The organism is Corynebacterium sp. UMB8791 (genome assembly GCF_054166365.1).
Window position 1 is genome coordinate 51,755 of record NZ_JBSZCG010000157.1, and the last position, 22,376, is coordinate 74,130.

Here is a 22,376-nt window from a genome sequence, read left to right on the forward strand (position 1 = left end):
GGTCGTCAAAAAGCTGAGGCCCTAGACATTGGCAACGTGATTATTGGCGGTGCCCGTACTCGTATTCAAATCTCCCAAGAACTTGGATCAGCGACAGCGCGAGACGCTTCGCGGTCAAGGACCCACCGATTGCCAGAAACCCCTCCGTTTCCAACTGCAGGGCTGAGACCCAGTCCAGAGTTACCGGGGCCAGTTCCGGGGAAATCTCTTCGCGCATCAATTTCAGAAGTGCAAGGAATTCTTCATCTGACGGGTATTTGGAGGAATCCACAAGAAACACCTTTCGAATCATGCTCAACAGGCAACGTGCGCCGAAAACGTTCGCTGCTTTGGTAGCGGTCCCGGTACCGACAAGTTTTGTTTGAAGCCGAGAATCCGTGGCTCACACTGAGTTTCTTCCGTGAGCAGTAAGGTCCATGCCGTTCGTCGCCTCGATGCGAAGAAGCTGGACGCTTAACTCAACTCACCTGCATTTGAATGCTAGCATCGGGTCTGCAAATGGGAATCACGTAACTGCTCATGCCCGGTGCTCTCACCGAAACATACTTTTACCTGTACTCCCATTCCTCTTTTAAAGGCGTTCCCTCCGAGGTATATCGAAGGGAGCGTCCTTTTCCCATGGCGCCCACCGCATGGCCTATACTCATCACGACAGAAACCCCCTCCGAGCTTCCCGTCAGAACAGCGTCATATGAGAGGGGGGCTTTGATTTTTGGGCGAAGCCGGCGCCGAAAAGCAGTCCACCGTTGATCTGCAGAACGTTGGCAAGCAATGCAGCACCGCCCCACCAACCCAAGAAGGGCGACACCCAATCCCTTGGGTGTCGCCCGTCGAGGTTCTGGCTGTTAGTCGAAGTCCGTTAGTCGAAGTAGTGCTCGACGTCGATGGAGCCGCCTGCAGCTTCGAATTCGTCTTTCACTGCCTTGCGCAGGTCAGCGTCAGTAAGGAAGTCCAGCGCGACTTGAGCCAGCCCGTAGGCGCCGTCGACTGCACCGCGGTCGCCCTTCTCGGTGCCGACGGATGCCTCGAACTCGCGGGTGTGCAGCGCCTGGTCCTCGTTCGCGACCTTGATCAGCGGGTGGATGCCCGGCACGCGGTACGAGACGTTGCCGAAGTCCGTCGATGCGGCCAGGATCTCGGACACGACGCCACGAGGCAGTGGCTCGCGGCCACGGCGACGCTGTGCCTCGACCCAGCGGGAAACCAGTTGGTCGTTCGCACGAACGCCGAGGGTTGCGGGGCTGTAGTCCCATTCGATGTCGACGCCACAATCGGTCATCTGCGCGGCACCCTTCACCACGTTTTCGACGCGTCGCGAAAGGTCCTTCAGCGTGTCTGGGTACTTGGAGCGGACGTAGAACTTCATCTCCGCTTCCTCAGTGATGATGGATTGGCGGGTGCCGCCCTTCGTGATGATCGCGTGGATCCTATCTGATGGCGGAACCTGCTGGCGCAGCACCGCGAGGCCTTGGTACGTCATTGCTGCAGCGTCAAGCGCATTTCGGCCCATGAACGGCTGCGAGGAAGCGTGGGCGGCAACGCCATGGAAGGTGACGTTCAGTACGCGGCGTCCGAGCCAGACCTGGTCCGCCAAGTCGTAGCCGTAGGAGTGGACCATGATGCACGCATCCATATCTTCTGGTTTGAATGCGCCGCCGCGGGCCATGACTTCCTTGCCCGACGAGCCTTCCTCAGCTGGGGTGCCGATGTACTTCACGGTGCCCTTGAACGCATCCGGGTTCTCCCGGACGAGGGCTGCCAGGGCAAGGTAGGCGCCCAGGCCGGTCGCAGCCATCACGTTGTGGCCGCAAGCGTGCCCGATCTCGGGGAGTGCGTCGTACTCGGACAGGATCGCGATTGTTGGGCCATCCCCGTTGACGAGGTGGGACTCGAACGCGGTCTCTACTCCGTAGACGCCGACCTCGACGTCGAGGTCGTGCTCCTTGAGGATCTCAGCGATGCGCTTCACCGAACCGTATTCCTCAAATGCGGTTTCTGGGTTCGCGTGAAGATATTGAGACAGACCGATGATGGTGTCGGAGTGGGCGTCGACAAGCTCTTCGAGCCGATCGCACAGCTCCTTCGGCGCACCTTCAGCCGTCGGCGCATGGTAGCGCATTGTCTCCTTAGCGATCTGCGTCTCTGCAGCGAGATGCTGCGTAAATGCCGGGTTCGGGGGAGTTGGTTCGTGCATATCGCACATAATGATTCCTTTCTTTTAACCAAATATGGAGCCAAGTGCCATGCCTGTAGCGACAGCGGCGACGATCGCCACTACGCCCGGCAGCATGAACGAGTGATTGAATACAAATTTTCCGATTCGGGTAGTACCAGTCCGGTCGAAGTTGATCGCCGCAACGATCGTGCCGTACGTCGGCAGGAAGAATGCGCCGTTGACGGCCGGCCACATACCAGCCAACAGACCCGGCGCGAGCCCAAGGGAAAGACCAAGCGGCATCAACGTGCGTGTTGTCGACGCCTGCGAGAACAGCACAATCGAGCACGCAAACAGGGCAATAGCGAACATCCATGGGTACTGCGAAACAAGACCCTCAAGACCGCCGACGATAAAGTCTTCATTCGCCTCAATAACTGTGAGGCCCAGCCACGCGAGGCCGAAAATACCCACAATCGCGATCAAACCGGTCCTCGCAATAGAAGAGGTAGCAACCGCGCCGACCTTCACGTGCGTCACCGCAACCATGATCGCTGCTGCCGAGAGCATCAGAATCTGCAACAGCACCGCAATACTCAACGGCTTTCCTTCCTCCCCTGGAGGACGAAGTGCTGGAATTGCGCCAAAGAGCACGACAAGCACGACTGTTACCAGGAAGATCGCAGCAGTGATCCGCGGGGAACCCGGCCGTGCACCATTCTTCTCAGCGGTGACGTCCTCCTCGAGACGGCCGTCGGCACCAATACTTGCCGACGCCCCTTCGGTCTCCTCAAGCACCGCCACGGAGCCCTTTGAGGAAGCCAGGATCTGATCCTTCGCCTGCTCAACCGAGATCTTCTCCCGCTTTGCCTTACGCTGCGCCTTCACGAGAAGCGGGATGTCCTCAACCTCACCAGCTGCCACACGGCGTTGGAACTCCGGATCATCCTCCAACTCCTTGCCGTACCGCAACATCACAAGCGAAGCGACCAGCACACCGACGATCGTCGCCGGCACCGCGATCAGCATAATCTTCGGAAGTGAATAGCCCGCGCCCTCAACCACCACAATGAACGCAGCCATCGCAGCCGACACCGGGGACGCAGTAATGCCCTGCAAACTTGCAACAACACTGACTGAAATTGGACGCTCGGGGCGGATACCGTTGCGAAGCGCCGTATCGTGAATAACCGGCAACAGTGGGTACAAAATGTGGCCGGTACCAGCAGCGAACGTGAAAATATACGCCACCATCGGAGCAATAAACGTGATGCGCTCCGGGTAACGCTTAATGATCTTCTCCGCCATCCGGACGAAGAAATCAATACCACCAGCAGCTTGCATCGTCGCTGTCGCGCACGTGACTGCCAGGATGATCAGCATCACGTCCACAGGCGGCTTTGCCGGTGTCTCTCGAAAAACAAATGTCAGAATGAGAAGGCCGATGCCTCCCCAGAAGCCGAGGGCGATGCCACCGTGCCGTGAACCCAACCAGATGCACGCCAGCATTACCGCAAGTTCGGCAAGTAAAATCCATGCCATAAGAATCTCCTTAGCGGTATGTCATATATTTATCTATCTTAAGTTTGAAATAGGCAAAATAAATATTTATTCAGAAACTAATTACATGAGAAAAGTCACACCAATGAATGGCTGGAGAGTGGTATTTTGCGCGCGCGGGCGGGGCTGACGGCGATCTTTAGGCTCGGCCGCTGACCGGCCCAAACTTGACAAATGATTGGGGGGTTAAATAAAGGCGATCTGTATTTTTCCCACTAATTCACTGAGGAGTTCCTATGAACGTGAAGCGCACTATCGCCGTTGCGGCCGCCGCAGCGTCCATTGCCGGAGGCATCTCCGCTGCGCCAGCAAACGCCGAGATTTTCATCCCAGACACTGAAGGCGCAATTGCATCGTCCCTAAAAACGATCAACGGCTCGACGAACGCGGGCTCAAGCGTTGAGGACGCCTACAACTGGACTCAGTTCGGCTGGTTCGTGCTTTGGGCAACAGTCGCCGCAAGTGGCCTGGGCATCATCGGCCTGGTTGCACAGGCTGCGGGTGTCCTCCCTGCCGGCACCATCCCGCTGCCACGCTAAACCCACAAACTGCCCACAAGTAATTCACGACACCAACTAGGAGAACGCAATGAAGCGCATCACCGCAGCAACCCTCGCTGCCGCAACCGCCATGTCCCTCGCAGCAGCGCCAGCACAGGCGGAAGAACAGGACGTTGCGTATGAAGTAGGTAAACTCATTGGCCTTTGGGCCGTCAATGGAACTGGCCCCGTCCCTAACACGGAAGGTGCTGGCAAGATGGCTGCCGGCTCACTCAAGGCCGGATCCTCAGGCGAGGAAGCATATAAGGCTACGTAGGCAGGCTGGATCATCACCTGGATCGCCGTCGCGGCAACCGGCCTGGGCGCACTGGCCTTCGGCGCGAAGCAGGTAGGCCTGCTGAAGTTCTAATACACTTCACAAACTCCCCTCCAGGGTGCTGGTAGGGGAGTTTTTCGTGTTCCGGCTTGGGTTTGGCCGGTGGCGCACCAAAATCCGGGTTTCCTGTTTGCCGACGTTCTATTTGCCCAGGTCACTGCCGTCACGTCGGGGATTGTGGTGCACAGCTAATGTTCAGGAAGCCCTCTTAGCCACTCTGGTACTTCGGGTGCCCTCTCGAGCCGGGTTAAAAGCGTGGGCTTTAAGGAGTGCGACGCTGGTCGGCGAAAATCGGCCGGGCTGGGTGAGAAAGCACGACCTGCATCGCACGCTTCTAATCGAACGCTTTGAATGCACAGAGGTCGTGCCGTTCGTGTTTGTGGGGTTGCCGTGGTGAGCTGCCAGGGGTGAGCTACCCCTTGAACGCCCGCACCGCGTCGGCGAGTACGGCTGCCGACCAGGCGCGGATGCGGGCAGTCAGGCTCAGGCTGATGTCCGGGGTGAGCTCGCGACGAAACACTTCCAGGTTCCGTGGACCAGGACGACCAGATGGCTGCGCATACGTACAAGCCACGATGTATTCGGGGCGATCGGTGGCCTGCGGGTTGGCGAACACGCTAAAGTTCGCGGTCACCTGGGAGCCGGAAGATGAGGTTGGCGTGAGGGAGAAGGAAAAGCCGTCAGCGTCGGTCCAGGTTGGGGTGGTGCAGGTGCGGGCGATGGTGGCGTCGAAAAGAGGGTGCTGGAGTGCACCGAACTGGCGCTCGAGCTCCGTGAACACCATGTCCGCGAGGCGGAGCGCGGAGGCATCGCCGAGGTCAGCGAGGGCGGAATCGACGTCATCCGTGCCGCCGAGTTCGACCATCGCGACGTTCATCGTGTCAATCGCCCGCTGCTCAATGAAGTCAATGAACGGGCGGAACACACCCGCATCGGCGCTCTCGAGGGCGTCGTAGTAGTGGTGCTTTTGGTCGTCGAAAATGACGAGGGGGATGCCGGGATCCCGGTACAAAAACACCGACGCCAACGCCCGCGCCACACGCCCATTGCCATCAGCAAACGGGTGCACGCACACAAACGCATAATGCGCATACGACGCCTGCACCACCGGATGCGCCGCCACAAACTCATCCGAACGACACTGCTCCACCAGCCGCCGCATCTCACTCGGCGTCTCCTCCGGGGACGCATACACATGCTGCGAACCATCCGGGCGCACCGGGGAATTCTGCTGGGACTTATACACGCCACGCTGCAGTGGCTGCTTCTGGCGACGAAGCTCACCAGCAACCAGCACCCTGACCTCATATTCGTCCTGGCTCGCCATGATCGTTTCGTGCAGGCGACGGATCAACGACTCCGTCAACGGCCAACGGCCCGTAGCCACATCAAGCGCCAGGTTGTAGCCGTCCATCGCCGCTTCAAACGACGGCCGCACATGGACACCGCGCTCCTCCATCGCCGATTCCCAACCATGCGCCTGCTTCGCCACGGAATACGTAAAACCACGATCCGAACGAAACACCCCCTCAATCGCATTCGTATCGACGGCAGCAAAGCGCGTCGACTCACGCGAATAGCGAGCACGCTGCTCCGCCCCAAAACGCCGAAACTCGGCAGCAAGTCGCTCAAACGCCCCATGCCCATTCGCCTGGTTGGACCACTCAGCAAACGTCGGAAAAGGAGCGTACGCAGCAGATTCGTCCACTATGCGCCTCCCCAAACTCGGCGTGTCCTCATTGGCACAGACTCTAACACGAACACACCCCCACGCCAGCCCCCAGAAGGTGAACAACCGGCGGACGGGCTGGGAAAAGGCCTGGTGGGAGGTGAACAATAGGTAAAAAGTGGAAAAGAGTTTCATTCCCGGCGGGGGAGGAGAATAATGCCAGGTTGTGAGTATCACTATCCTTCTGATTCTGATTATCGCCGTGGCACTGTTCTTCGACTTCACGAACGGTTTTCACGACACGGCGAACGCGATGGCCACATCCATCGCGACGGGGGCGCTCAAGCCGAAAACGGCGGTGGCGCTCGCGGGCGTCCTTAATTTAATAGGTGCGTTCCTGTCGGTGGCGGTGGCGAAGACGGTGGCGAGTGGCATCGTGAAGTTGGACGGGTTCGACCTGACCGACACCATCGAATCCGAAAAGCTGCTGCTCGTGGTGTTCGCCGGGCTGACCGGCGCCATCATGTGGAACCTGTTCACGTGGCTATACGGGATCCCGTCCTCGTCCTCGCACGCGCTGTTCGGCGGACTGATCGGCGCGGCGATCGCGGCAATCGGGTGGGGAGGCGTCGTCTGGGAAGGCGTCCTGGACAAAATCATCCTGCCGGCCGTGTTCGCGCCGTTCGTCGCGGGGATCATCGCGGCCGTCGCGACGTGGCTGGTCTACCGACTCACCGCCAACGCCGAACACGAACACCGCGACACCTACTTCCGCTGGGGGCAGGTCGGCACCGCGTCGCTCGTCGCGCTCGCACACGGCACGTCCGACGCCCAGAAAACCATGGGCGTCATCTTCCTCGCCATGGTCGCCGCCGGGCAATTCGACGCCGACCACACCATGCCCTTCTGGATCCAAGCAGCGTGCGCCCTGGCCATCGCCATCGGCACCTACTCGGGCGGGTTCCGCGTCATCCGCACGCTGGGCAAAGGGCTCGTCGAAATCCACCCGCCACAGGGCCTCGCCGCCGAAACATCCTCCGCGGCAATCATCCTGACCTCCTCCCACCTCGGCATGGCACTATCGACGACCCACGTCGCCACCGGATCCATCATGGGCTCAGGCCTGACGGGCCCGAAAGGTGAAGTGCGCTGGGGAGTCGCCGGAAGGATGGCACTCGCCTGGATCACCACACTGCCGATCGCGGCAGCCATCTCCTTCGTCACGTGGTGGGTGGCGAAGTGGGCGTCGACAATTGGAGGCGACCTCGTCTGGGGAGGCATCCTCCTCACCGTCATCCTCGCAATTGGCGGCGGCTACATGTTCTACCGCGCGCAACTGCAGCCTGTGCACCGCGACAACGTCAACGACGACTGGGACCCAATCGACGGCCCCGAAGGCCCCCAAACCGGACCGACCGGGCCCGCGCACATCGTCGACACCACCCACGGACTCAACCACCACCTGGGCAAATAGGAGACACCAATGCTGAAATCACTACTCATGGTCCTCGGCGTAGGCATGCTCCTCGGCGCCGGACTGCCGACTCTGTTCTCCATGGCCATCCACTTCCTCTCCCCGGACGAAGACGGCACGGCGGCGAGCGGGGTGCGGCGTTTCGTTGGGTGGGCCTTTTTGGCCGTTGTGCTCGTGGCCGTGGTGGCCGCCATTTTGCTGATCGCGCGCGAACGGATCGAATACTTCACCGGGTGGGACCCGTACCCGTTCCTGTAGGTTTTCGTTCCGGTCGAGGTGTTAAAGGGCAGGGCCATGCTGGTAGCCAGAAACCGTCCTTGGCCAGTGCGAATGCGCGACCTGCATCGCACGCTTCTAATCCCACGCTTTAAATGGGTTGGGAGGTACTTCTGCGGTTCAGCCGTAGATCCTGACTGCACGAGAATGAGGGAAGGTCCGGAAAGCAATCGGTGCGATTACGATCCGGACCTTTATGGCGTTAGTGGCCAACTCGCTAGTCTCACGAAGCCCTTCACTTTGCTTGCCGGCGGGTGAGGGGCTTCGCCTTTACGCTGACATGGAGGCGTTGGGCGACTTCATGTCATACCCCATTATAGACGAGTTGTTGCCCTTCGGTTCAAGCCTGGGGAAATGAGTGTGCTGGCCACCGGGACTCGTTCCAGAAATACCTGCGACACGCCAATAGTGGGTGTTGACAAACTAATTGTGTGGCCCTAGAGTTACCTCAACGTGAACAGAAGGTTAACAACCTTCACACTTTGAAAGGAGGGACCCACATGATGCAGTTGATCAACCAAATCCGCACGTGGTTCCGCGACGAGAACAACGGCGTTGCCACCGGCATCGACGTGCTACCGCTCGCAGTCCTTCCACGGGCATAATTGCAAATGGGTTTGAGCCCGCACCCCTAGGTCTTTATGGCTGGGGGTGCGGGTTTTTGTGTTGGTGAGGGAGTGCGCACCAGATTCCAGGATTTTGGGAGGGCACCTGGGCAAAAGACCAGGTCGCAGGTTGGGCGGGAGGGAATGTGGTGTCCCCCAACCGAGTGAGTGCCAAAGGACGCAACCCCTTTTTCGCGACCTGGGCTTTTGCCGGATCTGGCAGATGGAATTGCGTCCTTTGGCACTGCCGCGAGGAGGCGCGCACCAGATTCCAGGGTTTTAGGAGGGGCCGCGTGGAAAAGCCCAGGTCGCCGCAATGGCCAAAACCGAAAGTGGTGCACGGGGAACGCACAGGCAACTCACAGGCGCGCCGAAAGCAAAGAAAAAGGCCCCCACGCTAGCAGCGAAGGGGCCCAAACGTCACAGCAAACAGCCCAAAACTAGTGGGCGACGGTGTGGCCGGCCTCGCGTTCGTTGGAGGAGCTGGTCATGGAGGCGAGGACCTCGCTGATGTGGAGGTCGCCGATGGGGGCTTGCTCGGGGTCGTCGAAGAGTTGGTCGCCGAGGATGTTGTAGACGTAGTCGAGGTCCTTGTCGCCGCGGCCGGACAGGTTGACCAGCAGGTTGAGCTCGTGGCCGTCGGCGTCGGCGACTTCGGCCAGCTTGAGGGCGTAGGCCAGGGCGTGGGAGGACTCGAGGGCGGGGATGATGCCCTCGTAGCGGGAGAGCAGGCGGAAGGCCTGGAGGGCGTCTTCGTCGGTGACGGCGACGTATTGGGCGCGGCCGATCTCGCGGAGGTAGGCGTGCTCGGGGCCGACGCCTGGGTAGTCCAGGCCGGCGGAGACGGAGAAGGACTCTGGGAGGACTTCGCCGTCCTGACCTGTGACGATGTAGGAGCGGGAGCCGTGCAGGATGCCCAGCTTGCCGTGGTTGAGCGGCGCGCCGTGGCGGTCGGTGTCCAGGCCTTCGCCGGCGGGTTCGACGCCGATGAGTTTGACGTCGGCGTTGCCGGGCTCGTCCTTGAGGTATTCGGCGAAGGCGCCGATGGCGTTGGAGCCGCCGCCGACGGCGGCGATGACGGCGTCGGGGAGTCGGCCGGTGTCCTCGAGCATCTGCTGGCGGGACTCGCGGGAGATGACGGACTGGAACTCCTTGACCAGGGTCGGGAATGGGTGGGGGCCGCAAGCGGAGCCGAGGACGTAGTGGGTGGAGTCGATGTGCTCGACCCAGTCCTGCAGGGCGATGTCGATGGCGTTGGACATGGAGCCGCCGGTGTCGTTGGTGACGGGGACGACGGTCGCACCCATCAGGCGCATGCGGCGCACGTTCGGCTGCTGGCGAGCGACGTCCTGCGCGCCCATGTAAATCGTGCACTCCATACCCATCAGCGCTGCGACCATGGCAGTGGCGGTGCCGTGCTGGCCGGCGCCGGTCTCCGCGATGAGACGGTTCTTGCCCAGCCGCTTCGCGATCAGCGCCTGCGCCAGCACCTGGTTGCCCTTGTGGGCGCCGCCGTGCGCGAGGTCCTCACGCTTCAGGAAAATTTTCGACGACCCAACCCTCGGCAGGTTGGCACATTCATAGACCGGAGTCGGTCGGCCGAGGAACTTCGCTTGGAAGCGCGAGAGCTCGTCGAGAAACTCCTTGTCCTCGCGGGCCTCGACGAAGGCGCGCTCCAACTGATCGAGCACCGGGTAGAGCGGCTCGGGAACGTACTGCCCGCCGAACTCTCCGAAATATGCAGGTAGAAGCGTGTCGCGCTCAATCTTTTCCACATCGGTCATGGTGAATTTCCTCCGCGTTTGTGAACCTTTGTTGTGCGACACTCTACCTCCAAAACAGGTAGTGTGGGGGCTTTCTGAACCCGAACGAAGGAGCAATCATGAAACGCACACTGACAGTCTTGGCCGCGGCGGCACTGCTCGCTGGCTGCTCGAACGGCGGCACTGAGGCGCCAGCAACGAAGACCGTGACGGAGGCTCCGGAGACCACGGTGGCGACGACGACCACGGCTGCGGCGTCGGAAAGCGCGGGCGAGGCCACCAACGACGCCGCGTACGAGGCAATCGAGGCCGCGCGCCCATTCGGCACCGTCATCTCCATCGACCGCGAGGACAACACCAACGCCTTCGAGGTCAAGGTCGCGGCAGAGGACAAGATCGTCGAGCTGCATGTCGACGGCAACCACGTCATGGAAAAGGAATCCGAAACCGACGCTGAGGACGTCGCGAAGGCGGACCAGGCAACCGTGGCGATCGAGGACGCGATCAAGGAGGCGCTGGGCCAGCACGACGGCATCCTGGATTCCGCGGAGCTCGACGAGGACAACGGCGTGCTGCAGTGGGAAGTCAGCATCGATAACCCGGACGGCTCCGACCTGGCCGAAGTGAACGTGCCGGCGAAGTAAGGATTACCGCTACCGGGGTCAAACCCGGGTGGGTGCAGCAACGCACCCGCCCGGGTTTTTGCGTTGGTGGGGGAGGGGTGGCGTCGATAATTAGTTGGATTTTGTAGCTACAGCAACATGCAGCGCGTAATGTGTGCCGCGTCACTAATTGGAGTTGAAGGGAGTGAACATGGGCATCGTTGCGTTGATAGTGTTCATCGCGATCACGGTTGTGTTCAATGTTTTGCTAAAGCGCAATATTGCAGAAGCGCTGCTGATCGGCCTGGTCGGCGTGGCGCTCGTCGGCGGAACGAGGGCGCCAGAGCTGCTATGGCTGGGAATTAAAAAGGCCGTCTCCTCGGAGGTCACGTTCGCCGGTATGGCGTTCGTGTTCATGGGGATCATTGTGCAGTCGACGGGCTTGATTGACAGGCTGATTACCATCCTGAACTCGATCTTCGGCCGGCTGCGCGGCGGGGCGGGCTACGTGTCCACCCTGGCCTCGGCGATGATGGGCCTCATCGCGGGATCGACCGCTGGCAACTCCGCCACGGTCGGCTCCGTGACCATCCCGTGGATGAAGCAGACCGGCTTCTCCTCCAACAGGGCAGCGACCCTTGTCGCAGGTAACTCCGGCCTGGGCGTGGCGCTGCCGCCGAACTCCACCATGTTCATCATTCTGGCGATGCCGGCGGCTGCGGCGTCGTCGGCAAGCCAGGTGTACGTGGCGCTGGCCTGTGCCGGTGCGTATGCGGTGCTCTACCGCCTGGCGGTCGTGTTCTTCTGGACCAAGAAGGACCGCATCCCCAAGACCCCGAAGGACCAGATCGTGCCGTTCGGGCAGGCGTGGGCGCAGGGGTGGCGCTCGCCGTCGATCTTCCTCGGCATCATCATCCCGGTGCTGCTCACCATCGGCCCGCTGGCCAACTGGTTCAAAAACTCCACCGGCGTCGGCGAGGACGGCATCAAGGCCATCTCCATCATCGTGTGGGTTCCGGTGTTGATCACGCTCATCGCCCTCATCGAGGGCGCCGGCCGCATCCGCCGCAACAACGCCCAGTTCAGGGCGCAAATCGTCCGTGACCTACCGAGCTTCGCCACCGTCGGCATCTCGCTGTTCGCAGCGCTCGCGGCCGCGTCCATCATGGAGGAACTCGGCGTGGGCGACCAGCTCTCCAACACGCTCGGGGCGATGGACCTGCCGAAGTGGGTCATGATCCTCGTCGTCGGCGTGCTCGCCGTCGTCGTGGCAACCCCGCTGTCTTCCACTGCGACGGCAGCCGCCATCGGTGCCCCGGCAGTCGCGGCGCTCACCGCGGTGGGCATCGACCCGACGGTGGCGATCGTCGTCACCCTGCTGTGCACATCGACGGAGGGGGCGTCGCCACCCGTGGGCGCGCCGATCTACCTCTCGGCCGCGATGGCGGAAGCCAACCCGACCAAGATGTTCATCCCGCTCATCATCTACTTCGTCCTGCCGATGATCCTGCTGGCGTGGCTCGTCGGCATGGGCATGGTCCCCGTCTACGTACCAGGAGCGTAAACCCATGAACCCAATCTTCAAGCTCTTCTACATCCTGTTCTACCTCTTCCTCGCCGCGTTCCTCCTCGGCGGACTCGCACTCGTCGGCATTCAGGCAGTCGGTCTTGTCACCGGCAGCGGCGACACCATCACCGGCGCCAAAGCGGCGCTCGCGCCATGGGTCTTCGGCGCAGCTACACTTTGTGCAGTATCCGCATTCGTGCTCGGCTACCGCCCAGAAGCGCTCCGAGCACAACGCGAACAACGCAAACGCGACAAAGAAGTGCAGTTCCACGAGCACCGCGACCACGACCGCGACCGCAACGAAAACAGCGCAGAATAATAGAGGACACGCATGAACACCACGCCACACGCCATCCGGGCCAAGCTCCGCAAAGACATGCCAACCCGGGCCGCCTACTCCTCTGACGCATCACTCTTCCGACGCGTCCCGGCGGCAGTACTCGAACCCAGCAGCGCACAAGACGTGCTCGGCGGCATCGCCTACGCACGCGAACGCGGCTGGTCCATCGTGGGGCGTGGTGGTGGATCCTCCGTGGCGGGCAACGCCATCGGCGACGGCCTGGTCATCGACACCTCCCGCTACTTCAACCGCATCCTCAACATCGACCCGGAGGCCAAAACGGCCACCGTGGAACCCGGCGTCATCTGCGACCAACTCCGCGACGCCGCCGCACCATACGGCCTGACCTACGGCCCCGACCCATCCACCCACTCCCGCTGCACCATCGGCGGCATGGTGGCCAACAACGCCTGCGGCTCCCACTCGGTGGCCTACGGTACCTCCGCCGACAACCTCGTCGACATCACACTCGCGCTCGCCGACGGCAGGGAAGTCACCTTCAGCGCCGACGGCTGCGACGACCCCACACTTCACGACGCCCTCTCCGACCTCTACACCCGAAACCAGGAACTGATCCAGCGGGAACTCGGGCGCTTCCCGCGCCAAGTCTCCGGGTACGGGTTGCACTACCTGGGCACCGACATGGCCAAAGCCATCGCCGGGTCCGAAGGCACCCTCGGGGTGATTACGCGGATGACCGTGAGGCTCGTCGATAAGCCGAAGTACACCGCACTGGCCGTGCTCTCCTTCGCGGACGTCTTCGCCGCCGCCGACGCCGCCCCCAAACTGCGCCAACCCGGTGTGGCCACCATCGAAGGCATGGGCGGCGACCTCCTCGACGCGCTACGCAGCAAAAACGGGCAAGAACACGCCGGCGAGAACCTCCCCGGCCAACCCCACGCCGGCGGCTGGCTCTACTGCGAAACCGAAGGCGACACCCTCGAGGAAGCCATCGCCGCCGCCGAAGCGCTCACCACCACCGTCGAACACACCGGCGCCGTCGTCGTCAGCGACCACGCCGAAGCCCGCGCGCTGTGGCGCATCCGCGAAGCCTCCGCAGGCACCGTCACCCGCCTCCCGGACGGCGGCGAAGCCTGGCCCAACTGGGAAGACTCCGCCGTACCGCCCGAAAACCTGGCCAGCTACCTGCGCGGACTCTACGCCCTCATGGACACCTACGGCTACCGCGGCATCCCATTTGGCCACTTCGGCGAAGGCTGCGTCCACGTCCGCATCAGTTTTGACTTCCACTCAACAGAGGGCATCACCAACTTCAACAACTTCATGAACGACGCCGCCACACTCGTCACCAAGCATGGCGGGTCCCTGTCCGGCGAACACGGCGACGGCCGCGCACGCTCATCCCTGCTGCACACCATGTACAGCCCCGAAATGCGCGCCATCTTCGAAGAATTCAAACTGCTCTTCGACCCGCAACGCATCATGAACCCCGGCGTCCTCGTCTGGGCCGACGCCGTCACCGACGGCCTGCGCATGGAACCCGCCCAACGCACCCACGAAATCACACCCGTCCAACTCTTCCCACGCGACAACGGCAGCTTCACCGACGCCGTCAACCGCTGCGTCGGCGTCTCCGCCTGCCGCTCCATGGACGGCTCCATGTGCCCCTCCTTCCAAATCACCCACGACGAAATCCACTCCACCCGCGGCCGCGCCCGCATCCTCTCCGAACTCTTCCGCGGCGAAACCATCACAGGTGACGACGCCACCACTGCCCTCGACCTGTGCCTCTCCTGCAAAGCGTGCGCCTCCGAATGCCCCGTCAACGTGGACATGGCCACCTACAAAGCAGAGTTCCTCAACGACCACTACGCCGGCCGCGTCCGCCCACGCGTGCACTACCTCATGGGCTGGCTGCCAATCCTCAGCCACATCGCCCACAAACTCCCGCTCGTGCCACGCATCACCAACTGGGCCCTCCACGCCCCCGGCGTCTCGACGGCCGTCGCGAAACTCGGCGGCGTGGACACCGGGCGGCCGCTCATCAGCTTCGCGCCGGAGTCGCTGCAGAAGTGGGCGCGGAAGCGTTCGGGGGCTGCTGGTTCGGGAACTTCGCGTGAGCGGATTGTGCTGTGGCCAGACAGCTTCAACAACAAACTCAACACCGGCCCGGCGCGAGCGGCCGTCGAAACGCTGGAGATGCTCGGCTACGAGGTCATCATCCCCGACGGCTTCGTCTGCTGCGGCCTGACCTGGCACTCCACCGGCCAACTCGCGATGACGCGGCGCGTGCTCGAACACTCCGCGCACGTGCTTAAGCCGTACCTGGACCAAGGGCTGCAAGTTGTCGCGCTGGAGCCGTCGTGTACCGTCATGCTGCAACACGACGCCACCACCCAAACCGCCGACCCCGCCGTCCGCGAACTCGCCGAAGCCACCCACACCTTCGCCGAAATCGTCGCGCCGAAAATCCAGGAGCTCGTCGCCGAGGGCAAGGTGCGCAAGCACAGCGGCAGCATCCTCACCCAGGTCCACTGCCACGAGAAGTCACTCGGCGACCCGCAGCAGTCCTCCCTGATCCTGGCGGCGCTCGGCTACGACGAGGAACAGATCCAAACCGGGTGCTGCGGTCTCGTCGGCAACTGGGGCTTCGAAGACGGCCACGCCGAAATGTCGCTGGAGCTGGGAGAACGCGAACTGTTCCCGCGCGTGAGGGAACACGACGGCCCCGTCGTCGCCGACGGCTTCTCCTGCCGCACCCAAGTCGAGCAGGGCACCGGCACCCAGGCGCAGCACGTCGCCGAAATCGTGCGCGATGTGCTGCGGGAGGAGCTCGGGTAGCCGATTTCAAGTAGCGTGTGGGCATGAACCACACCATCGAACACCAGCTACAGCACAGGACGATCCGCGAGTTTGAGCGGAGGGGCGTCGATAAGGAGGTGCTGGACCAACTGTTCGAGGTCGCGATGCGCACCGCCAGCTCGCGTGGCCTGCAACAGGCCAGCATCATCCACGTCACCGACGCCGACCTGCAGCGAAGGCTGGCGGAGATCGGGCAGCAGGAATATGTCGGGCGCGCACCCGTCTACCTGCTGTTCATCGTGGACACTGCGCGCAACGCGGCACTGCTGGAGGAGCCTTCGGCGGCCGGGCACACCCGTCCATTCGTCGAAGGGTTTACCGACGCCTGCCTCATGGCTCAAAACGTTGTCAACGCGGCGGAATCGCTCGGGATGGGAGCCAACTACCTCGGCAACATCCACAACGACCTCCAAGCCGTCGTTGACCTGCTGGAACTGCCACGCTTTACCTTCCCAGTCGTCGGGCTGACCCTGGGCTGGCCCGCCCAAGAACCGCAGCTCAAGCCACGCATCCCGGCGCGGCTTCGCGTCATGGAAAACACCTACCAGGCCCCCGCGAGCTGGGAGGAGGCGCTGGGGGAGTACGACCAGGAGATGACCACCTACTACGACCTCCGCGACCAAAACCGCAGGTCAGACAACTTCTTCCGCCAAGTCCGCGCAGGGCTACCCACGCACGCCGTGCCGCAGGACGGGTCCCTGGATGTCGCGCGGCGGCAGGGGTTCGAGATCTAGTTTTTTGGGAGCGAGTGCCAATAGACGCAATTCCTGTTGGGTGAGGGGGTAAAAGCCCAGGTCGTGAAGAGGGGGTTGCGTCCTTTGGCACTGAGGTGAGGGAGAGTGCACCAAATTCCCTCACTTGGAGTTGACGACCTGGGGAAACGCCGAGGGGGTCTGGCGGAAAACGGGAATGTGGTGTCCCATCGGGAGGGAGTGAGTGAGGCTAGAGGCCTGTTTGTGCGCTGAGGATCTCCTCACGCAGACGCTCGAAGGACTCGCACCCCTCCAAAAAGCTCACATCGGTAAGTGCCTCCACCCAGCGGGACCGGTCCGTCGTGAAGCGGGAATCGTGCTTTCGCTTTCGGCGCCCGCGGGTGGCGAAGTGGGCGTCGTGAAGCTGTTTTAGCCGATCCTTCGCCGCGATATTCGGGATAGTTTTCCTGGCTGGCAGATCCTTCGCAGGAATGTTGATCCCCAGCTGTGCCTGATACTGCGGACTGTGCAGTGCGTGGAGCACCCACGCCTCAGTCATTTTCACCGGCACAACGGGAACAACCGCGAACTCCGGGCTGACCTCTTCGGACGCCTGGTGGACTTCAAGCTCACGGCGCTCATAGCCGTCATTGTCTGCATCCCGATGAACAAAAACAATGTCTGGTGTTTGACCCTGATCCACGATGAGCTGAAGGACATCAGCCGTGCGCTTCGACCCCGCGAAAGGCTGAGCAACAATTTGGGAGTCAGCCCCGAATCCGAGATCGATGAGGAGCGCCTTGAGCGGGCTCATCAAGCCATCGTCGCTGGTGCCCTCGCGAACGAGCAAACAGTACAGCGGCCTACTCATCGATCCCCCTCATCGTCTGCCACAAAGAGCTCACGGAAGCTGAGCTCCGGGAACGACTCGCGAAGAAGCTCCTCAACGTTCGCAGCCGAAGCCTTCACCTTCGACTTCCTCCAGCTCCCCTCCGCCACCACCGGGGTGAGGACCAGCGAGCCATTCATCGGATCCTTCGACCCCAGCAGTAGCTCATCGAAATTGTCTTTGTGCAGCGCTAAAAATGCTGGTGAATGGGTATTCACGATGACCTGACGAAGCGGATTCTCCGACCCGATTGCTTCCTCAGGGTCCACGCTCAAATCGTGCAACAGCCAATACATCGCCTGGATCTTTAACGGGTGAATGCCGTTCTCGGGCTCTTCGAAGCAGATCAGGCGACTCCCACCGGAGTCAAGCAAGATCGTGCCTAGGACCAGAAAGCGCAGCGTCCCGTCAGAAAGAGAACGGGCAGACACCACACCGCCATTACCGACCTGCGCCTGCAGCGTAAACACCTGGCGTGCCTCGTCAAAGTCCACCGTAACGCTGCGCACATCGACAAGATCTCCGACGATGTCAGCAAGCTCCGCAAGCACATCATGATCCGGCGACTGTCCCACAAGACGATCCAACGTCTTCGGCAGGTTCCCGCCCTTCGCACTAATAAAGTCGGGAGCCAACGCCTCGCTCGGCGCGCGCATGGCACTCGGCTCAAGGGAAAGGTACATCCACGCATCCAGCTCCCGGCGCGCCGCCATAATCACCGGATACTGGTCCTGCTGCCCATACACCGACAGCGCAGTACGGGCCGGCGCATCCCCGCTCAGCGACACCAACGACGGCCTTCCCTGACTTCCATGCCGCACATGGATTTGTCGTTCCTGCTCACTCGTCTCAATAAACGCTTTTCGACGTCCGCCCATGATCGCAGACTCAACAAAGCTTTTCTTTGCCCAACCCAGCTGATCTCGAGCATCCGCCTTCGTGAGCGGTTTTAGCTCCTCACGGGTGACAACAATGCTGGAAACGTTCCTATTGTTGCCAACAGTCACGTCCCGCAGCTCAAGATCAACCTCATACCGGAGATACGTCTGATCAGCAGTAATCGACTTGCCGAAGGAATCCTCAAACTCCTTCTCCGTAATCATCTCCGCAGCAAACGACATCTTGCCACCCGGCGCGAAAATATCGCGCACGTCGCCGCCATTGCCCCGGATCTTGATGGCAGCCTCATTCAACGTCCGCGACCCAGTGAGCGCTAGGAACTGGAGGGCGTCGAAAAGATTAGATTTACCAATAGCATTCGCCCCGGCGACACACGTGTAAGGGCCGAGGTCGATAGCAAGGTTGCGCAGGTTCTTAAACCCATCAACTTCAAAGTGGGTAAGCATACCGAAATACTAACCCACGCCTACCGAGTCAAAGACGCGATGGAACCAAAGCGCGCGACGCAGCGTCAAACTCTTGAAGAACCTGAACCATCAGGTTCCCCGACAGGAAAGGACACCACATGAAGCGAATCATTACTTCCGCAACCGCCGTAGCCCTGTTGGCTACGACCGCAACACCAGCACACGCAGCGAACGTTGAGTACCGGAATGGCACCTGCACGTTCACCCTGTTCGACGACGAACTTCCCAGCCTCAAAGCAAGCACCATCGCACCCAAGAAAGCACTTTCGGAGGATGGGTTACGCGAGGCATTCGCGCTGGTAACGCCACAAGAAGCATCCGAAAAGCTGGCGCTCCTCGATCAGGAGGTCACCGCACTCACCAAGCAGCGCTCCGAACTTCTCGACGCCACCACCATCGGCACAGCCGACGAACAACAACTTAAACAGCTCAACTCCCAGCTCAAGTTCCTTCGCGCTTTCGAGCCTGCCCTGAAAGCCTGCTCTCAGCGCGAAAATCACGGGAAATGGACAGTTAAGACCACAAGCCCACGGCCAAAGCAAACTGCACCAAAGCAGACCGGGTCAATCGGCAACAGCGAAGGAAGTAGCATTAAAGATGTGAGCCCAGCAGAGATGCGCGATTGGCTCAGCGTCGCTGGCCCACTCGCCGGGATCTTCCTCGCAGTAGTGCTCGGCGCGGCCGCACTCGTGACCGTGGTATTCCCAACATTGGCGCCGAAGCTGCCGTTCTAGGCGCACCTATTTCGGGGGTAGTTAGGGGATGAACTCCAAACATTTATCGAAAAACTGTTTCCCGAATAGTGGGGATTCAATATATTTTCGAGCTAGGTAGTTCACCTAAAGCCCCTTATTTCTTACCCCTGAAAAGAGGTTCACATGAAGAAGATCATCACCGCCGCAGTTGCTTCGGCAGTCATCGCTGGTGGCCTGGCCGCTCCAGCACAGGCAGCTGACAACCAGCCACAGGAGACCAAGTGCAAGATCACCTACCCGGTTGCCAAGGAAGGCGACAAGGCCGAAACGAAGGAATTCACCAAGGCTGAGGCTGACGCACGGCTGAAGAAGGACATCGAGGCTTCGGCCAAACTGGTCAAGGAGCGCGCTGAGGTCGAGGCACAGCTCAAGGACAAGAAGATCAAGCAGAAAGACGCCGACAAGAAGTTCAAGGAGATCGACGCAAAGCTCGCCACCCTGAACGCCACCGCCCCAGCACTTCGCGCTTGCGCAGCTGGCAAGGACCTCTCCCCATCCAGCTCCAAGATCGAGTCCACCCTCAGCTCCATTGACGGCAAGCTGAACAACTACGGCATCGGTGCCGTAGCTGGTGGCTCCGTTCTCGCGCTGATCGCCCTGATCGCAGTGGCCCTGCCACAGGTTGCACCGATGCTGCCACCAGCAGTGCGCGACGCGCTTCCTTTCTAAGAAGCATCTCACCGATAGATGTGGGCGACCCATGTGGGTCGCCCATTTTTTATGCGCTTGGGCTAGAAGCCTAGGGGGCGCGCACCAAATTCCAGGATTTTCGCAGGCGGGTTTGGAAAAGACCAGGTCAGCTAGGGCGCGGGAGGGAATGTGGTGTCCCATCGGGGGTGCCAGTGCCAAAGGACGCAATTCCTGGTGGGGGTGAGGGCAAAAGCCCAGGTCGTGAAAAGGGGGTTGCGTGCTTTGGCACTGGGGTGAGGGGGAGCGCACCAAATTCCCCCTCGTGGAGTTGGCGACCTGGGGAAACGCCGAGGGGGTCTGGCGGAAAACGGGAATGTGGTGTCTGGGCGGGGGACACGCGCACCAGATTCCTGGTTTTTCGGCGGCCAGGTTTGGAAAAGCCTAGGTCGGCGGGGGTACGGGAGGGAATGTGGTGCGCGCGACAGGGGAGTGAGTGCCAAAGGACGCAATTCCTCGTGGGGGTGAGATCAAAAGCTCAGGTCGGCTGCGAACCGGAAGGGAAGTAGGCGCGCAGTTCAGGCAGTGGGGGTGAACTTTCGGGCGAAAAGCACCCGAGAACTATACAAAGTGTGGGCCAGGCCACTAACCTGCCCGATATGACACACAGCACATTCACTGCCCAGAGTGGGTCGGGCAATAGCTCCAGTGAAGCCATGATTGACCTAGCGGGCGTACAGAAGCACTTCGGCGACTACCACGCGCTTCGAGACATCAACCTTACTGTGCCGAAGGGCCAGGTAGTGGTGGTGCTCGGGCCGTCGGGGTCGGGGAAGTCGACGCTGTGCCGCACGATCAACAGGCTCGAAACGATTGACGAAGGCACCATCACCATCGACGGGGTCCCGCTGCCAGAGGAGGGCAAGGCCCTTGCGAAGTTGCGGGCGGACGTCGGGATGGTGTTCCAGTCCTTCAACTTGTTCCCGCACCTGACCATCAAGGACAACGTGACGCTTGGTCCGTTGAAGGTGCGGAAGCAGGGGAAGGGGGACGTCGAGAAGCGGGCGATTGAGCTGCTGGACCGCGTGGGCATCGCGAATCAGGCGGACAAGTACCCGGCGCAACTGTCGGGTGGGCAGCAGCAGCGCGTCGCGATTGCGCGGGCGCTCGCCATGTCACCCAAAGTCATGCTTTTCGACGAGCCCACCTCCGCCCTCGACCCCGAAATGGTCAATGAAGTGCTTGATGTCATGGCCAACCTCGCCAACGAGGGGATGACGATGCTCGTGGTCACACACGAAATGGGCTTCGCCCGGCGCGTCGCAGACCGCATCATCTTCATGGCAGACGGCGCGATCATCGAAGACGCCACACCCGAAGAGTTCTTCACCAACCCGAAGACCGACAGGGCGAAAGACTTCCTGGCCAAAATCCTGGCCCACTAACCGAAAGGACAACACCATGAACATCCGTTACGCCGCACTCACCGCCGCGCTCTCCGCTGCTGCCGCAACCCTCGTCGCCTGTGGCGGCGGTGCCGGCGAAGGCACCGACCTCCTCGGCCAGATCGAATCCGGCCAGGTCACCCTGGGTACCAAGTATGACCAGCCGGGCCTCGGCCTGCGTAACCCGGACGGCACCATGTCCGGCCTCGACGTCGACGTGGCGACGTACGTGGTCAACCACATCGCGAAGGCGAACGGCTGGGCAGAACCGACCATCACCTGGCGCGAAAGCCCATCCGCACAGCGCGAAACCCTCATCCAGAACGGCGAGGTCGGCGCCATCGCGGCGACCTACTCCATCAACAAGGGCCGCTCCGAATCCGTCAACTTCGGCGGACCATACCTGGTCACGCACCAGGCGCTCCTCGTCAGCAACGACAACACCGACATCAAGGGCCTCGAGGACCTCGACGGCAAGATCCTCTGCTCCGTCACCGGCTCCACCCCAGCCCAGAAAGTCAAGGACGCCTTGCCAGGCGTGCAGCTCCAGGAGTACGACACCTACTCCTCCTGCGTTGAAGCACTCCGCCAGGGCAACATCGACGCCATGACCACCGACGCCACCATCCTGCTCGGCTACTCCGCCCAAACCCCAGGCGACTTCAAGGTCGTCGAAATGACCAAGGATGGCAAGCCATTCACCGACGAGTACTACGGCATCGGCCTGGCAAAGGGCGACACCGCAGGCACCGACGCCATCAACAACGCACTCAAGGAACTGCAAACGTCCGGAGAGTTCGACGCCCTCGTCGATAAGAATCTTGGCGGCGACGACGCAGTCTCCGCAGGCACCCCCGGCGACCTCTCCTTCATCGAACAGTAAGACCCCCT

General features: G+C 61.4%; 20 protein-coding genes. 13 read left to right on the forward strand and 7 right to left on the reverse strand.

All coding sequences use genetic code 11. The features are described 5' to 3' along the window. Positions 1-40: 40 nt before the first annotated feature. The 3 genes from ACXIUA_RS10770 to ACXIUA_RS10780 all read right to left on the reverse strand — a co-directional run bounded on the left by ACXIUA_RS10770 (position 41) and on the right by ACXIUA_RS10780 (position 3,697). The gene (locus ACXIUA_RS10770) at positions 41-271 is read right to left on the reverse strand and encodes a hypothetical protein (RefSeq protein ID WP_457976833.1); all 231 of its coding nucleotides are present in this window, start codon (positions 269-271) and stop codon (positions 41-43) included. Positions 272-859: 588 nt separating this feature from the next. Then, positions 860-2,203, reverse strand: a complete 1,344-nt coding sequence (locus tag ACXIUA_RS10775; protein ID WP_457976834.1) for a M20 family metallopeptidase — start codon at positions 2,201-2,203, stop codon at positions 860-862. Positions 2,204-2,218: 15 nt separating this feature from the next. Next, a complete protein-coding gene (locus tag ACXIUA_RS10780) occupies positions 2,219-3,697 on the reverse strand; it encodes an anaerobic C4-dicarboxylate transporter family protein (RefSeq protein ID WP_457976835.1) in 1,479 nt (492 codons plus the stop codon). 254 nt (positions 3,698-3,951) lie between these two features. Here ACXIUA_RS10780 and ACXIUA_RS10785 point away from each other — a divergent pair, with 254 nt between their 5' ends. Together ACXIUA_RS10785 and ACXIUA_RS10790 are read left to right on the forward strand one after the other, a co-directional pair. Then, positions 3,952-4,254, forward strand: coding sequence for a hypothetical protein (locus ACXIUA_RS10785; protein WP_457976836.1), 303 nt, complete (start codon positions 3,952-3,954; stop codon positions 4,252-4,254). Positions 4,255-4,303: 49 nt separating this feature from the next. After that, positions 4,304-4,531 carry a hypothetical protein gene (locus tag ACXIUA_RS10790; RefSeq protein ID WP_256042061.1) on the forward strand — a complete coding sequence of 76 codons (228 nt, stop codon included), beginning with the start codon at positions 4,304-4,306 and terminating at the stop codon, positions 4,529-4,531. A gap of 472 nt (positions 4,532-5,003) precedes the next feature. On the opposite strand, the gene ACXIUA_RS10795 is transcribed toward ACXIUA_RS10790, so the two are convergent. After that, complete coding sequence (locus ACXIUA_RS10795) at positions 5,004-6,299, reverse strand: Fic family protein (RefSeq protein ID WP_457976837.1); 1,296 nt, start codon at positions 6,297-6,299, stop codon at positions 5,004-5,006. A gap of 187 nt (positions 6,300-6,486) precedes the next feature. Here ACXIUA_RS10795 and ACXIUA_RS10800 point away from each other — a divergent pair, with 187 nt between their 5' ends. Continuing rightward, the gene (locus ACXIUA_RS10800) at positions 6,487-7,734 is read left to right on the forward strand and encodes an inorganic phosphate transporter (protein WP_284818149.1); all 1,248 of its coding nucleotides are present in this window, start codon (positions 6,487-6,489) and stop codon (positions 7,732-7,734) included. A gap of 9 nt (positions 7,735-7,743) precedes the next feature. Continuing rightward, positions 7,744-7,992 (forward strand): hypothetical protein, encoded by a 249-nt coding sequence (locus ACXIUA_RS10805; protein ID WP_256021861.1) that lies wholly within the window; start codon positions 7,744-7,746, stop codon positions 7,990-7,992. 1,063 nt (positions 7,993-9,055) lie between these two features. Here the strand turns inward: ACXIUA_RS10805 and trpB are convergent. Further along, positions 9,056-10,399, reverse strand: a complete 1,344-nt coding sequence (gene trpB / locus ACXIUA_RS10810) for a tryptophan synthase subunit beta (protein WP_457976838.1) — start codon at positions 10,397-10,399, stop codon at positions 9,056-9,058. Positions 10,400-10,497: 98 nt separating this feature from the next. On the opposite strand from trpB, the gene ACXIUA_RS10815 reads away from it, so the two are divergent. The 5 genes from ACXIUA_RS10815 to ACXIUA_RS10835 all read left to right on the forward strand — a co-directional run bounded on the left by ACXIUA_RS10815 (position 10,498) and on the right by ACXIUA_RS10835 (position 16,444). Then, positions 10,498-11,022 carry a PepSY domain-containing protein gene (locus ACXIUA_RS10815; RefSeq protein WP_256008601.1) on the forward strand — a complete coding sequence of 175 codons (525 nt, stop codon included), beginning with the start codon at positions 10,498-10,500 and terminating at the stop codon, positions 11,020-11,022. Positions 11,023-11,191: 169 nt separating this feature from the next. Next, positions 11,192-12,544, forward strand: a complete 1,353-nt coding sequence (locus tag ACXIUA_RS10820) for a TRAP transporter large permease subunit (RefSeq protein ID WP_256005759.1) — start codon at positions 11,192-11,194, stop codon at positions 12,542-12,544. A gap of 4 nt (positions 12,545-12,548) precedes the next feature. Continuing rightward, positions 12,549-12,866, forward strand: coding sequence for a hypothetical protein (locus ACXIUA_RS10825; RefSeq protein WP_457976839.1), 318 nt, complete (start codon positions 12,549-12,551; stop codon positions 12,864-12,866). Positions 12,867-12,878: 12 nt separating this feature from the next. Continuing rightward, a complete protein-coding gene (locus ACXIUA_RS10830) occupies positions 12,879-15,689 on the forward strand; it encodes an FAD-binding and (Fe-S)-binding domain-containing protein (RefSeq protein ID WP_457976840.1) in 2,811 nt (936 codons plus the stop codon). Between the two features lie 23 nt (positions 15,690-15,712). Then, on the forward strand, positions 15,713-16,444 hold the full coding sequence (locus ACXIUA_RS10835) for a nitroreductase family protein (protein ID WP_457976841.1): 732 nt from the start codon (positions 15,713-15,715) through the stop codon (positions 16,442-16,444). Between the two features lie 208 nt (positions 16,445-16,652). Here ACXIUA_RS10835 and ACXIUA_RS10840 read toward each other — a convergent pair whose 3' ends face one another. Next, on the reverse strand, positions 16,653-17,273 hold the full coding sequence (locus tag ACXIUA_RS10840) for a hypothetical protein (RefSeq protein ID WP_288857762.1): 621 nt from the start codon (positions 17,271-17,273) through the stop codon (positions 16,653-16,655). After that, positions 17,270-18,637: an AAA family ATPase gene (locus ACXIUA_RS10845; RefSeq protein ID WP_457976842.1), complete on the reverse strand. Its 1,368-nt coding sequence runs from the start codon at positions 18,635-18,637 to the stop codon at positions 17,270-17,272. The genes ACXIUA_RS10840 and ACXIUA_RS10845 overlap by 4 nt, the downstream gene beginning before the upstream one ends. A gap of 119 nt (positions 18,638-18,756) precedes the next feature. Here ACXIUA_RS10845 and ACXIUA_RS10850 point away from each other — a divergent pair, with 119 nt between their 5' ends. From ACXIUA_RS10850 to ACXIUA_RS10865, 4 genes are all read left to right on the forward strand, one after another. After that, positions 18,757-19,392: a hypothetical protein gene (locus ACXIUA_RS10850; RefSeq protein WP_284818166.1), complete on the forward strand. Its 636-nt coding sequence runs from the start codon at positions 18,757-18,759 to the stop codon at positions 19,390-19,392. A gap of 144 nt (positions 19,393-19,536) precedes the next feature. Further along, positions 19,537-20,082, forward strand: a complete 546-nt coding sequence (locus tag ACXIUA_RS10855; protein ID WP_457976843.1) for a hypothetical protein — start codon at positions 19,537-19,539, stop codon at positions 20,080-20,082. 674 nt (positions 20,083-20,756) lie between these two features. Then, entirely contained in the window at positions 20,757-21,485 is a 729-nt protein-coding gene (gluA, locus tag ACXIUA_RS10860) for a glutamate ABC transporter ATP-binding protein GluA (protein WP_070361658.1), read from the forward strand. Between the two features lie 16 nt (positions 21,486-21,501). Beyond that, positions 21,502-22,368: a glutamate ABC transporter substrate-binding protein gene (locus tag ACXIUA_RS10865; RefSeq protein WP_256060219.1), complete on the forward strand. Its 867-nt coding sequence runs from the start codon at positions 21,502-21,504 to the stop codon at positions 22,366-22,368. Positions 22,369-22,376 lie beyond the last annotated feature (8 nt).